14 protein-coding genes are annotated in these 14,628 nt (G+C 30.3%); 8 read left to right on the plus strand and 6 right to left on the minus strand.

The window, feature by feature from the left end:
* Positions 1–84: 84 nt before the first annotated feature.
* Positions 85–1,368 carry a dicarboxylate/amino acid:cation symporter gene (locus NSR03_RS03490; RefSeq protein ID WP_002507241.1) on the plus strand — a complete coding sequence of 428 codons (1,284 nt, stop codon included), beginning with the start codon at positions 85–87 and terminating at the stop codon, positions 1,366–1,368.
* A gap of 146 nt (positions 1,369–1,514) precedes the next feature.
* On the opposite strand, the gene NSR03_RS03495 is transcribed toward NSR03_RS03490, so the two are convergent.
* On the minus strand, positions 1,515–1,829 hold the full coding sequence (locus NSR03_RS03495) for a hypothetical protein (RefSeq protein ID WP_002507242.1): 315 nt from the start codon (positions 1,827–1,829) through the stop codon (positions 1,515–1,517).
* Between the two features lie 233 nt (positions 1,830–2,062).
* Here NSR03_RS03495 and NSR03_RS03500 point away from each other — a divergent pair, with 233 nt between their 5' ends.
* Complete coding sequence (locus tag NSR03_RS03500) at positions 2,063–2,422, plus strand: hypothetical protein (RefSeq protein ID WP_002507243.1); 360 nt, start codon at positions 2,063–2,065, stop codon at positions 2,420–2,422.
* Between the two features lie 177 nt (positions 2,423–2,599).
* Here NSR03_RS03500 and purU read toward each other — a convergent pair whose 3' ends face one another.
* Complete coding sequence (purU, locus tag NSR03_RS03505) at positions 2,600–3,451, minus strand: formyltetrahydrofolate deformylase (RefSeq protein WP_002507244.1); 852 nt, start codon at positions 3,449–3,451, stop codon at positions 2,600–2,602.
* A 430-nt stretch (positions 3,452–3,881) separates the two neighbouring features.
* Between purU and xdrA the strand changes: the two genes are divergently transcribed.
* The 6 genes from xdrA (at position 3,882) to yhaM (ending at position 11,492) form a co-directional block, all read left to right on the plus strand.
* Complete coding sequence (gene xdrA, locus NSR03_RS03510; RefSeq protein ID WP_002507245.1) at positions 3,882–4,346, plus strand: XRE family transcriptional regulator XdrA; 465 nt, start codon at positions 3,882–3,884, stop codon at positions 4,344–4,346.
* 321 nt (positions 4,347–4,667) lie between these two features.
* Positions 4,668–5,798 (plus strand): DUF445 domain-containing protein, encoded by a 1,131-nt coding sequence (locus NSR03_RS03515; protein ID WP_002507246.1) that lies wholly within the window; start codon positions 4,668–4,670, stop codon positions 5,796–5,798.
* 68 nt (positions 5,799–5,866) lie between these two features.
* Positions 5,867–6,211 carry a YlbF/YmcA family competence regulator gene (locus NSR03_RS03520; RefSeq protein WP_002507247.1) on the plus strand — a complete coding sequence of 115 codons (345 nt, stop codon included), beginning with the start codon at positions 5,867–5,869 and terminating at the stop codon, positions 6,209–6,211.
* A 220-nt stretch (positions 6,212–6,431) separates the two neighbouring features.
* Entirely contained in the window at positions 6,432–7,616 is a 1,185-nt protein-coding gene (locus NSR03_RS03525; RefSeq protein WP_002512515.1) for a metallophosphoesterase family protein, read from the plus strand.
* A 1-nt stretch (position 7,617) separates the two neighbouring features.
* Positions 7,618–10,551 carry an ATP-binding protein gene (locus NSR03_RS03530; RefSeq protein WP_002507249.1) on the plus strand — a complete coding sequence of 978 codons (2,934 nt, stop codon included), beginning with the start codon at positions 7,618–7,620 and terminating at the stop codon, positions 10,549–10,551.
* Positions 10,551–11,492, plus strand: a complete 942-nt coding sequence (gene yhaM / locus NSR03_RS03535; protein ID WP_002507250.1) for a 3'-5' exoribonuclease YhaM — start codon at positions 10,551–10,553, stop codon at positions 11,490–11,492. The genes NSR03_RS03530 and yhaM overlap by 1 nt, the downstream gene beginning before the upstream one ends.
* Positions 11,493–11,640: 148 nt before the next feature.
* Here yhaM and prsA read toward each other — a convergent pair whose 3' ends face one another.
* The 4 genes from prsA to NSR03_RS03555 form a co-directional block, all read right to left on the minus strand.
* Positions 11,641–12,633 carry a peptidylprolyl isomerase PrsA gene (gene prsA / locus NSR03_RS03540; protein ID WP_069820917.1) on the minus strand — a complete coding sequence of 331 codons (993 nt, stop codon included), beginning with the start codon at positions 12,631–12,633 and terminating at the stop codon, positions 11,641–11,643.
* Positions 12,634–12,918: 285 nt separating this feature from the next.
* Positions 12,919–13,476, minus strand: coding sequence for a DUF3267 domain-containing protein (locus NSR03_RS03545; protein WP_002507252.1), 558 nt, complete (start codon positions 13,474–13,476; stop codon positions 12,919–12,921).
* A gap of 268 nt (positions 13,477–13,744) precedes the next feature.
* A complete protein-coding gene (locus NSR03_RS03550; protein ID WP_002507253.1) occupies positions 13,745–14,116 on the minus strand; it encodes a YtxH domain-containing protein in 372 nt (123 codons plus the stop codon).
* 79 nt (positions 14,117–14,195) lie between these two features.
* The gene (locus tag NSR03_RS03555; protein ID WP_002507254.1) at positions 14,196–14,621 is read right to left on the minus strand and encodes an HIT family protein; all 426 of its coding nucleotides are present in this window, start codon (positions 14,619–14,621) and stop codon (positions 14,196–14,198) included.
* Between the last annotated feature and the right edge of the window lie 7 nt (positions 14,622–14,628).

Raw genomic sequence — 14,628 nt, forward strand, 5'->3', positions numbered from 1 at the left:
TTTGTAATTATTTTCAAATTTTGCTTTTATTTATATAAAATTACTATATAATACAGAGTAATAAACAATAGGGGGGATAATGCAATGAAAACAAAAAACCTTTCAATGAAGATTGTCATAGCATTAATATTAGGTATTGCCGTTGGTTCAATTTTTAATATGTTTGCACAATCTGCATTCGTAATTAATGTTGATAAATATGTGTTTAATGTTATTGGACAAATTTTCTTGAATTTAATATTTATGTTAGTAGTGCCAGTAGTATTTGTATCAATCGTTTTAGGAGTGGTAGGGGTTGGGGACCCGAAACTACTTGGTGGTATAGGTTTAAAAACAATTACATTCTTTTTAGCAACTACAGCTTTAGCAATTACAATTGCTATGTCTTTGGCATTGATATTTAATCCAGGAGAAGGTAAATCTGATTTATTAAATAGTGAAGATGTTTCTAGTTATCAAAAAACTTTAGATAAAGAAGAGGGCTCACAAAGTGCTGCAGCCAGTCAATCGTTCGATCAAACTTTAATTAATTTATTTCCAAAGAATCCATTACAATCAATGACTGATGAAAATATGCTTCAAATTATCACATTTGCTATTTTTATTGGGGTCGGTCTTATTATGGTTGGTTCCAAAGCACAAATGGTACATAAATTTTTTGAACAAACCAACGAAGTACTCATGTACATCGTGACAATGATTATGAGTGTCTTTGCACCAATTGGTACGTTTGGTTTAGTTGCACATGCCTTTACAGGAGCAGGTTTTGGTGCTATTAAACAATTAGGTATGTACTTCTTTATCGTATTGTTAGCACTCGCAATTCATTTCTTTGTAGTTTATGGATCGGCAGTTAAATTTATAGGGAAAACAAGTCCATTGAAATTCTTCAAAGCATTTATTCCAGCGATTTCGCTTGGATTTAGTGCTTCTAGTTCAACAGCAACGTTACCAGTATCACTAAGATGTACGAAGAAAATGGGAGTGAGACCTGAAATTGCATCCTTTGTTCAACCTTTAGGTGCGACAATTAATATGGATGGTACAGCAATTATGCAAGGGGTAGCAACTATCTTTATTGCTCAAATTTCAGGCGTGGATCTTTCAATTGGTCAAATTATTACTGTAGTAGTGATTGCAGTTGTAGCATCAATTGGAACTGCAGGTGTGCCAGGTGTTGGTTTAATTATGTTAGCAATGGTATTAAATGCAGTGGGACTAGATCCAGCAGCAATCGGTATTATTTTAGGTATAGATAGATTGTTAGATATGACAAGAACATCTGTAAATATTACAGGTGATGCAGCTTGTGCTATGATTATTTCAAATCAAGCAGACAGAAAAGATGCTAAAAAAGCTCAAGCATAATTAGTTAATGGTATTTTAATAAAGAAGCCTCCCATTCAAACAATTGAATGAGAGGCTTCTTTAAATGCCAATTTAAAAATATGTATAGTTATTAATTTAGATGAGAACAAAATACTTTGATTTCTAAGTAAGAATGACTTCAGACTTTAATTTTTATTAACGGAGTTGTAAATTTCTATAAATTGTTTGGCATCTTTACGATTCACTTGATCGAAAATCCACGATTCGCCATCGTTATCTATTATAACAATGCGGAATGGAGAAAATGAAAAACCAAATTTAATATTTTTAATATCTTTAAAGTGAAAAGTATCTTTAATTTCTGTTCCTTTCAGTACACCACTTGCTTTAAAGCAAATTTTATCATTTAGAAGTGTTAAAGTACCTGGAATTGCTTGAGCTGTAAAAACTTTCATAGCAGCGTATAGCGAAAACTCTGGATGGTGAGCTTTTAATGTCATAATAAACCCTCCGTCTTTAGTGAAATTTTTTCTAGTATATCATTTTTAAATGTATGCAACAAATAAGGAATTTACTTAATATAAATTAAAATTACAAATTCAAATCGAAACAGAAAGTTTTTTAGAATATATTTATATAAAAACTTTAAAAATTCTGAATATTTTGTTAGTGTTATAACCATGTTGCAAGGTAATCAAAATAAATTACAACATATTAAGGAGGAATTTTCTATATGGATACATTAAATTTTGTGAAAAGTAAGGGGTTAGTAAGTTTAATGGTTGCTGCTTTGATTATTTCGTTAGTAGGTGTCTTCAATAGTGCAAGTGCTGCAAGTATAGATAATCCTGTAGAAGTGAGCAAGAAGGATGATAGTACAGTACATCTTAAATTAAAAGAGGGTATCAAGGGTACTCAAGCTGAAGATGGGGCGGTTACGCTTACTGATGAAGATGGAGAATCTAAAGAATTACCTACGGAAGTAGAAAAAGACGGAGAAACAGTTAAGATAAAATATACAGAAACTGACGATGGATATGATATGGAAGTTTTAAGTAAAGAGACTACTAGTACGCAAGCAGCTTCAATTTAACAAGTTTTTGTTTTAAAATGGATTAACTCTCTAAATATAAATTTTAAGAGATTAGAACATAAGTAATCATGATGAAGTAAATCATTTAAACTAAAAAAGAGCCTTTATAGGCTCTTTTTTAGTTTATTAATTTTATTGATACTCTCTAGTTTTATATTGCTATTACTGTTTGTACTATTAATTAAATACGATTGTTTTATTTCCTTTTGTAACAATTACTTTGTGTTGTACATGGTATTCCACAGCTTGTGCTAATACACTTGATTCAACATGACGACCAATTTTTCTTAAGTCCTGGACATTATAACGATGAGTAATGCGCGTCACATCTTGATCAATGATAGGGCCTTCATCTAAGTCAGAAGTTACATAGTGACTCGTAGCTCCTACAAGTTTCACCCCACGTTCCCAAGCTTGTTTATAAGGATTTGCTCCAATAAATGAAGGTAAGAAGGAATGATGAATATTGATGATTTGATTTGGGTATTGGCTCACGAAATGATCACTTAGAATTTGCATATATTTTGCTAATACAATGAGTTCAATTTCGTGTTTAGCACAAATATCTAAAATGTCTTTTTCAACTAAATCTTTTGCATTATTACTAGGTACGTAATAAAAAGGAATATTAAACGTTTCTGCAAAATGTCTATTATTTTCGTGATTACTGACAACACATACAATTTCCGCAGGTATTTCTCCACGTTTCACTCTCAGTAAAACTTCATTAAACGCATGGTCTTCTTTTGAAACAAATAATGCGATTTTAGTTTTATGACTATTATCGAATAAATTAAATTCGATATCATTTTCACTTAGTGTTTTTTCTAAAGCTTCTTTTACTAAGGGTACTTTATTAAATTCAAATCTTAAATATAATTTTCCATCCGCATCTTGTGCATGACCATATTCAGTAAAATGATCTAAATGTAAAATATTAGAATCATATTGTGAAATGATATTTGTGATTAATGATGTAATTCCAACTTTGTCTGAACATGTAGCTAGTAATATGTATTTATCTTCCATTTTAAGCACCTCTAATTTTGAAAAGTAACTCAGAGTATAATGAAAATTCAGAAAAAAGTAAACGATTATAGCTCAATTTGATAACTTTTAAAATTTTTTAATCTTTTTCTATGCGTAAATAGGTAAAGTAGGCTATAATGATAAATAGTGTTTTTATCTTAAAAGAGTAATAAGTAATTTAGGAAAATGACACTTTTCACAAAAATAATACGCTTACAATCAAAATGTTTTTGTTTGTAACTTATTTATAAGATATAAGATTGATTATTTTGATAATTGCGCCAATGATAAAAAACGATGAAAATTTCATTTCACTCTTTTATTTTCTTGAAAATTGTATTAAGATGTAATTTGTGTTTCAAGAAGCGTGTATTATTGCAATTTCTTGTGTCCGGATAAAATATTCTTTTATGAAAGGTAGATTAAAGTAATGGATAGACAGCAATTCACAGATTTAATTCAAACAAAATTTAAAATGGTACGTATTGAAGCAGGTTATACGCAAGATACGATGGCCCAAACTATTGGTCTTTCAAAAAAGACATTAGTACAAATAGAAAAAGAGAGAGTATTACCTAACTGGACTACGTGTGTGTCAATTTGTGCATTATTCAGAGATTCAGATGTTTTAAATAGTACTTTTGGTTGTGATCCTTTAGAAATGGTACAAACGATTTCTCGTAATCATTGTGCATACCCTAACCATTCAACAACAAGTGACATATACTGGAATACGATTGATAGCCGCAACGGATTTATCTTACAAAGTAATAAAGTAAGTGATATCTATCGTGTGCTTAATAATGAAACGCAACCAATATTTGGAACGTCTAAATTAAGAGAAGCTGAAACATACTTCGGCAGAATATCAAAAGAAGAATTAATGCACGTATAATATTAATTCATTTTGTGATAGGAGAATCATTATTTATATAATTGGGTGACATGGGACTTTAAATTGTATATGAATGATTTAGTCACTTTACTCTACTTGACCTAAACAAAGATTTAGGTCTTTTTTTTATTTGGTTGTTTTGTAACTTTGTTATAGTTACTTGTGATATTTAAGATAAATTAAGTAACTAAATTTGAAAAACAAGGTATTTTTATTACACATTTTTATAGTAAGTATTATACAATGTAAAAATGATTGTAATTTAAAATAGTCTTTCAATAAAACAGAAATAAAGTATAGAATTCAAAGGAGAAATCATCTATGCAAACTTTTTTAATAATTGTATTTATGATGGTGATTGGGTCATTGATAGGTGGAGTAACAAATATTTTAGCAGTTAGAATGCTATTTCATCCATTTAAAACCTATTATATTTTTAATAAACGTGTGCCCTTTACACCTGGATTAATACCAAAACGTAGAAAAGAAGTCGCTGATAAGATTGGTCAAGTTGTTGAAGAACACTTATTAACGGAAAGTTTAATCCAATCAAAATTAAATGCACCATCTTCAAGACAAGCAATTGAAGAAGTATTACTCAATCAAATTCGAAAATTAAAGCAAGAACATATGACATTGCAATATTTTGCTGATAAGTTAGATTTAGATGTTACGCAGTTAGCAAATGAAAAATTAGACTTAATGATTTCAAATAAATTAGATGAATTTTACCAAGATAATCAAACTACACCTATCAAACAGATTATTCCTGAAAAGATAGAAGCTAGCATTGATAGTAAAATAGATTTAGTTCCTGATTTATTATTTGAAAGAGCAAGTGTGTACCTCAATTCAGAAAAAGGTGCGGCTGATATTGCATCTATGTTGGAGACTTTCTTCAACGAGAAAGGTAAAATAGTTGGATTATTACAAATGTTTATGACTAAAGAGAGTATAGCTGATCGTATTCAACATGAACTTATTCGTTTAACTAAACATCCTAAAGCTAAGGCAATTGCAAAACAGGTCATTGATAATGAATATGAGACTATGAAAGCTAAAAATTTAAATGAACTTGTTAGTGAAAGTCAGTACAATTCATTTAAAACTTCTGTAACTGAATTAGCCGTTGGTTATTTAGATGTAGATAAAGTATCAAAACAATCGTTTAATACTTTAATGCCAAGCTTTATTCATTTCTTAGAAAGCAAAGTTTCTCAAAAACTAACAGATGTTATTATAGAGAATATATCTAAACATATATCTCCAATCATGAAAAAGATTAATTTAAGACAAATGATTGAAGAACAAATTAATACATTTGATTTAGCTTATATAGAAAAATTAATTATTGATATCGCAAATAAAGAACTGAAATTAATTATGCTTTTAGGTTTTTTATTAGGGGGCATAATAGGGCTATTACAAGGCATAATTGCAATTTTTGTATAACATATTAAATTATGTTATTGTAATACCGATGTGGTTTTCACACATATACAAAAAAGGAGTGAAGCATAGTGGCAGTAAATTTACACGATCATGCAAATCAATTAGAACAAGCTTTAAGAGAAAGTGATGAATACCAAGCTATTCAAAAAGCTTATGCAAATGTTAAAGAAAATAAAGAGTCAAAAGAATTATTTGACGAATTCCGCGAAACTCAATTAGAATTCCAACAAAAACAAATGCAAGGTGAAGAAATCGGTGAAGAAGAGTTACAAAAAGCACAAGAACAAGCTCAAAAAATCGAAAATGATTCAAACATTTCAGAATTAATGGCTGCTGAACAAAACATGAGCCAAATATTCCAAGAAATCAACCAAATCATTGTTAAACCTTTAGACGAAATCTACGCTGACTAATATCAATTAATCAGAATTTTGATTTCCAGCTACAATACATTTTATGTATTGTAGCTTTTTTTGTTTTATCGACTGAATCTTAGACAATGTGGTAAAATATAGAGATACAAGGTATTCGCATGCACACATCTTAAAATTTGAATAAGTAACCAATTCATTTATAGATTGTCTTGCATGTATCATCTTAAATAAACCTTTAGATAAAGGAGAACTGTACTGTATGGTGAAATTTATTCATTGTGCTGACTTACATTTAGATAGCCCATTTAAGTCAAGAAGCTATTTAAGTCAGTCGATTTTTGAAGATATGCAAAAAAGTGCGTACGAAAGCTTTAAAAAAATAGTAGATTTAGCATTGAATGAAGAAATAGATTTTATGATTGTTTCTGGTGATTTATTTGACCAACAGAACCGGACATTACGTGCAGAAGTGTTTTTGAAAGAGCAATTTGAGCGCTTATCTAAAGAACAAATATTCGTATACATTTGTCACGGCAATCATGATCCATTATCTTCAAGTATTGGTACAGAATGGCCAGATAACGTTTCAGTGTTCTCAGAAAATGTAGAAACTTATCAAACAATTACTAAAAATGGTGAAGAAATCTACCTTCACGGGTTTAGTTATCAAAATGATGCAAGTTACGAAAATAAATTAGATGCTTATCCATCAAGCCAAGGACAAAAGGGAATCCATATTGGCATACTTCATGGTACATATAGTAAATCTAGCACTAAAGACCGTTATACAGAATTCAGATTAGAAGATTTAAACAATAAGCTGTATCATTATTGGGCATTAGGTCATATTCATGAGCGTCAACAATTAAGTGATATGCCTCAAATTCACTATCCAGGGAATATACAAGGCCGACACTTTAAAGAATTAGGCGAAAAAGGTTGTTTGTTAGTAGAAGGTGACGATCTAAATCTTGAGGCTAAATTCGTACCTACACAATTTATTCGTTTTGAAAAAGCAACGCTTGAAACAGATAAAACATCTAAACAAGGTCTTTTTGAAGCAATTCAAACTTTTAAAACACAAGTGAGAAAAAAAGGTAAATCGATTTATCAATTAAAGGTTATTGTTAATTCCGATCAAACAATACCTGAACAAGACGCATTACAAGTTCATGAAATGATTAGTGATTATGAAGAAAATGAGCATAACTTTGTATTTATTGAAAATTTAACAATCAATAATAAATATGAAGATCAAAATACATTAGTAAAAGAATTTTCGCCAGAATTAATCGATGACAACACTGTGTATGATAAAGCTATGAACGATTTGTATTTAAATCCAAAAGCTTCTAAATATCTTGAAAATTATAGTGATTTTGATCGACGTGGTTTGATTGAACATGCCGAAGAATTATTAAAGTCAGATATGAGGGAGGAATAATATGAAAATTAAATCGTTAGAGATATATGGTTATGGCAGATTTATACAAAGAACAATCGAGTTTGATGAGACTTTCACTGAAATATATGGTGAAAACGAAACTGGAAAGTCTACGATACAAGCTTTTATTCACTCCATTCTATTTGGTTTTCCAACAAAGAAAGAAAATGAGCCTCGATTAGAACCACGATTAGGTAATCAATATGGCGGTAAATTAACTTTAATTCAAGACGATGGTACATTAGTTGATGTTGAGCGTATAAAAGGTAGTGCAGTGGGTGATGTGAAAGTTTATTTACCTAATGGCACGATTAAAGATGAAAATTGGTTGAAAAAAGAATTGAATTTTATTTCTAAACGTACATACCAAGGTATTTTTTCTTTTGATGTACTTGGGCTACAAGATATTCATAAAAATATGGATGAGACTCAATTACAAAATTATTTATTACAAGCGGGTGCATTAGGTTCTACAGAATTCACTAGTATGCGTGGCATTTTAAATGAGAAAAAAGAAATGTTATATAAGAAAAATGGACGTAATCCAATTATTAATCAGCAATTAGAACAGTTGAAAGAATTAGAGGGTCAAATTAGAGTAGAAGAGTCGAAGTTAACTACTTATAAAAGACTTGTAGATGATAAAGATAAATCAGAACGCAGGTTAGATAATATAAAGCAAAATCTAGCACAGTTATCAAAAATGCATAACGAGAAACAAAAAGAACTCACTTTGCACGAACAAACACAAGAGTGGAAAACGCTAGAATCTCAACTTAATATTGAACCAGTACTTTTCCCTGAACAAGGTATTGATCGCTATGAATCTGCAAAAATTCAAACCCAAAACCTTAAAAGAGATTTAGGCTTGAGAGAAGAAAAGTTAGCACATCTTAAATCAGAAAATGAAAAAATTAATGTTCCGAAACAAAGTGATATAGATGCTTTCAATCACTTACACCAACAAGAGAATGAAATTAAACAAAAAGAATACGAACTTAAAGCTATTGAAAAAGACATCCAAGATAAAGAACGCGAAAAGACAGGTCTGAAGTCCAATATTGGTTGGCATGATGTGCATCATCAAGCTGACAGTTCAGAAGCAATGAAAAGTTTTGTAAGTAATCAAATTAAAAACAAACAAGAACAAACTGCATTTGTACAACAATTAGAACGTAATATCGAAGAGAATAAAATTGATCAAGAGACCAATGCTACGGAAATAGATGCTTTAGAAGCAGATATTGTACCTGAAGAAAATTTTGAAAAGAAAAAACAATATAATAAACAAGTATTCGAGCTTCAAGAAAAGAATAACCTTTACCAAAAAATGAAAGAGGCTTTTGATAAAGATCAACAAGAAAATGAGAAAAAACAGAATCTATTACGCATAAGCTTAATTATCTTAGCAGTAATAAGTATAGGACTAACGATTTTCTCATTCATATCTGCGAACATACTCTTTGGCGTTGTATTTGCGATATTGTCAGTCATATTTATCATAGGCGTTTTCTTTGTAAAATCTAAAGAAATAGGTCATAGTGAAACTTTCTCAAAAGAAATAGATGATTTGCAACGACAAATTACGCATTTAGAAGATAATTATGATCTCGACTTTGATTTGGATGATCAGTACCGAGTGCGAGAACAGTTGAATAGTACAGTTAAGACAAAAGAAGCACTTGATAAAAAAGCTGAATATTTAGCAACGAGTTTAGAACAAGCTCAAAAACAGTACCAAGAAGCCCAAGACAGTATTCACAAAGTTAAATCAGATTTACATTTATCTGATAAAATGTCAGATGAACTGATCATTGATAGTATTGGCACAATGAATAAGATTAAAGACCATGATAAACACATCGATGAACTTAAAGAACAAGCTCGTCAATTACGTGAGTCATTAGAAGCCTTTTATGCGCATGCTAAAGAAATTACAAATAACCAATTTACTTATTTTAATGATTTATCATTATTCCATGACATTAGACAGTGGCTCAAAGAAGAAACAACTAATCTTGAAAAATGGAATAGAAACGATGAGCAAATCAAATTAATTGAGAGTGAAGTATCGCAACTACGCAATCGATTAAATGAAAATAATAATGTGATCACACAGTTATTTGGCTATGTTAATGCTTCTGATGAAGAAACTTATTACCAACACCATGTACAATATCAAAATTACCAACAACAAATGACTAGGTTTAACGATTTATCGAAATACCTAGAGAATCAAAATTATAATTATGATTTAAGTTCAAGGTTAAGTGAAAAGACTTATGCGCAATTAACGCACGAAGATGAAGTCTTAGCACGACAAGTAGACGAATATAATGATCAATATTTAGAAATGCAGTCAGAAGTTAGTGACTTAAACGCAAAAATAACTGATATGGAGACAGACAAGACATTAGCTGATTTAAGACATAGATTCCATATTCTTAAAAATAAAGTAAATGACGAAGCAAAAGATTGGGCAAGTCTGAGTTACTTACAATCTTTAGTAGAAGGTCACATTGCACAAATTAAAGATAAACGTTTACCAGAAGTGATAAGCGAAGCAACTGATATATTTACGCATTTAACAAATGGTCATTACGTACAAGTGACTTATGCAAACGATGAATTAATGGTGAAACAGCAAAATGGTCAAATGTATGAACCAGTAGAACTTAGTCAGTCTACTAAAGAAATACTTTATATTTCATTACGTTTGAGTTTAATCAAAACGTTAAAACCATACTATCCATTTCCTATTATTATTGATGATGCATTTGTACATTTTGATAAGCAACGCAAAGAAATAATGATGAATTATTTAAGACAAATGCCGAAAGACTATCAAATTTTATTCTTTACATGTGTGAAAGATACAAGTGTGCCTTCAAAACAAATCATTACTTTGAATAAATTCGAGGAAGGCGGTAAATAATGAGAAACGTAGAAAATTTAAAGCCTGGAGATTCTGTAGATAACTTTTTTCTAATTCACAAAGCAATACAAGGTGTGACAGCTCAAGGTAAAGATTATATGACACTACATTTGCAAGATAAAAGTGGAGATATAGAATCTAAATTATGGACGGTTTCAAAAGAAGACATGAAAATATTAGAGCCGGAACAAATCGTCCATGTTACTGGTGATGTTATCAATTATCGTGGTAGAAAACAGATGAAAATCAATAAAATAAAGTTAGCAAAACCAGAAGATAATATGAAAACTCAAGATTTTGTTGATGGTGCACCATTAACACCAGATGAAATTCAAGAAGAAGTTTCACATTATATGCTAGATATTGAAAATGCTACATTACAACGTATTACTCGTCATTTGATACGTAAGCATCAGGAAGCATTTTTCACATTCCCAGCTGCAAGTACACATCACCATAACTTCTCTAGTGGTTTAAGCTATCATGTATTAACGATGTTGCGTGTTGCAAAATCTATATGTGATATTTATCCTTTACTTAACCGTAGTTTATTATATAGCTCAATTATTTTACATGATCTAGGCAAAGTAAGAGAATTAAGCGGACCAGTTGCTACATCGTACACAGTAGAAGGTAATTTACTTGGTCACATCTCCATAGCAAGTGATGAAGTTGCAGAAGCGGCAAGAGAGTTGAATCTTGATGGAGAAGAAGTACTTTTATTGCGCCATATGATTTTAGCACATCATGGTAAGATGGAATATGGTTCTCCTAAGTTACCGCATATGAAAGAAGCAGAAATATTATTCTTTATTGATAATATCGATGCAAAAATGAATATGTTTGAAAAAGCATATAAGAAAACGGATAAAGGTCAATTTACTGAACGTATTTTTGGTCTAGAAGGCAGACAGTTTTATAATCCAACGTCACTAGACTAATCTCGTTATTGTTTATATAAGAGGGTAGTTTGGAGCATCAATAGCTCATCCTCAAACAAAATATAAAAAAGGCTGATAGAATCTCTTTTGGGATCTATCAGCCTTTTTGAATTTGTGTTAGCTATTTCAGGGGCTCTGTGATGGACTATTATTGTCCTGTAGATATTCCAGCGCCACCTTGTTGCATAGCTTGTTGTTGCTGTTGTTGTTGTTGCTGTTGTTTTATTTTTTCTGGGTCTAAGATTGAATCTTCAATAGCTTTTTTGATATCTCTATCTTTATAGTCTACATTATATTCATCTAATAACTCTTTGTATGCATCTGTTAATAATTTAGGCTCTTTTTGTACTTTAGATTGTAATAATTGAGATTTAAGTTTATCTTTTTGTTTATCAAAGTCGTCTTCTTTGTTTGCCTTAATAATATGATAACCATAATCTGTTTTCACTACTTTTGAAATTTCTCCTTCTTTAAGTTTAAAGAGTGCTTTTTCAAATTCATCTTCCATTTGGCCTTTCATAACATAGCCTAAGCTACCGTCTTTTTTAGCTGATGATTTATCTTCTGATTCTTCTTTTGCGATTTCTCCGAATTTGTCTGGATCTTTATCGACTTGTTTTTTGATTTTTTCTGCTTTTGCTTTTGCATCTTTATCTGATAAACCTTCTTTATCATCTTCGTTTTCTTTCACTTTAATTAAGATATGAGAACCTTTTTTAGTGTTTTCTTTGATTTCTTTATCTGATACTTCGACTTTATCATTAAGTAATTCTTTTTGATAAGCTTGTGTTTTCTTCTGTTCTTTATAATCACTTATAGACATTTTTTGCTGTTTTAACATACTTTCAAATTGTTCTTTACCGCCATATTGTTTCTGTTCTTTTTCGACTTCTTTATCAATATCTTTCGTATTAACTTCGTCTTTATATTTATCTGCTAGTAATTTGTTTAATAAGATTGAGAATGAACTGTTGGCAATTTGTTCATCGCCCATTTTGCTCATGACATCTTCTACTTTAACGTCTCCAGCTTTTGATGAAATAATCGTATCATCTTTTGAATCTGTTGCACTACTACCACAAGCACTTAATAGCAACGCGCTTGCTGTAACCGGAAGTATAACTTTTTTAAATGTTTTCATGGTTGGAAACTCCTTTTGTAATAATAACAACGTAAATATAACATATTATGCTGTGTTCACCAATAAGAAACCCTGTTTCTAGGACTATAGTATTAGTAAATTTATAAAAAAATAGATTATTAAAATTAATTTGAATTAAAAACAAAAAAGTGGGATAGAAATCAAAATTTAAAATTTGATTTCTATCCCATCCATAATACTTATTAGATAACTGATAGTTATTATGCAATATCCCATTTACATGTGTAACATAGCATACTGGATTTATGGCAAAGTCACTTCACTTTATTGTTCATATTTAGTGTCAACTTTATTTAAAATATTAATGCCTGTTTGATGTTCTTCTATATATGAACCTTCATTGGAAAATAGTATTATTTTTAAATAAAGAAAATCCATTACTGAATAACCCATATTTAATGCAAGAATAAACATAAAGTAATGACCAAATTGTGGGAATTGTATGCTGGCATATGCACAGATGCTCGTAATAATGATTACAGGTGTAATTAAATCAAAACAAAAATAATATTTATTAACAGGTGTGTTCACATACGTATTATAAAAAGGTACGGATTTATGTCGCACTAACTTATATTTTTTGAAAGATTTATAATAAGGAAACAGAAATACTAAATGAATTGCTTTATGAATAGGGTATAAGATCACCACTAATACTAAAAATACTAAAAAATATTGATCTGTTAATTTCGTATTGGAAAAAAAATACAAAATCTCATAGGCAATCAAGAATGTAATGATCGTTGTGACTAAACTTAGAAATGCTATTCTAGGTAAGCCGAAACGTGCATTAATATCAATTTGGCGTGTACATAGATACATAACTAAATCATGCTCCTCTACTTAATAAATAACAGCACTTATATACTTTCGTATTATCTATCCTAACAGGAAAAAGGTCAAGATAATTTTGAATATGAAATAGGGCGTATATTAAAGAAGAAATAAGCGATCAATTGAATACTTTTATAGAAGGTTTTATCAGTATATAAAAAGAGCTGTAAACCTCATTATGGACAATGCTTAGGTTTACAGCTCTATGTTTAGGCTTGATAGATGTTTAGCATAAAATCAATTGAATAACTGTAAGTTATTTATCTTTTTCAAAAGTTTTACTAATTTCTTCGCCACGATTTTGTAAATTCTCGATATGAGACTGTAATTTTTCAATGTTAGGATTGATATCAGATTTGAAATCACCAATCATTGTTTTCACCTCATCACCAATCGTACTGCCAAATTCTGTACTTTCAGATTTAATTTGAGAGATATAATTTGTAATATCATTTATACTTTGCTTAATGGTATTAATTTCTCTATCAACTTCTGATTCAGCGCCGGCAGGTCTTTTTGTTTGTGCATTAAATTGGTTAGACTCTCTTTTATCGCGGTTCATCAAAGCAAAGCCAAGACCAGTTGCAACGCCAGCACTAAGACCTAATAATATTTGAGCTGTTTTCATAAAAATTCTCCTCATTTCTAAATAATATCGCATTCTTTAATATGTTTTATATACCCCATATGAGATAAAATAAGCATATTTAGTCGAATTGAGCTGCTATTTCTTGTGCGAGTTTAGCTTTTTGGTCATCATCAATCGTCTCTTCATGCGTTTCCCATTTATAGCCAAAGCCATCCACATCGTTTTCATATCTTGGTAAAAAGTGGAAATGAAGATGGAAGACAGATTGATCGGCAAATTCACCATTATTCTGTATAATATTTAATCCATCAGGGTTAAATGCTTTTTTAATCGCATTGGCTACTTTAGGTAATGCTGCGCCAATATGTTTCATCGTCTCAGTATCTGTTTCGAAAATATTGGCTGATGCTTTTTTAGGAACTAAAAGTGTGTGACCTTTTGTAACTTGAGAAATGTCTAAAAATGCGTAAACATAATCATCCTCGTATACTTTATGGCTAGGTATGTCACCATCAATAATTTTACTAAAGACTGTTTCTGACATGAATCTT

The sequence above is a fragment of the Staphylococcus sp. FSL W8-1207 genome, assembly GCF_038003745.1.
Lineage (GTDB): Bacteria > Bacillota > Bacilli > Staphylococcales > Staphylococcaceae > Staphylococcus > Staphylococcus equorum.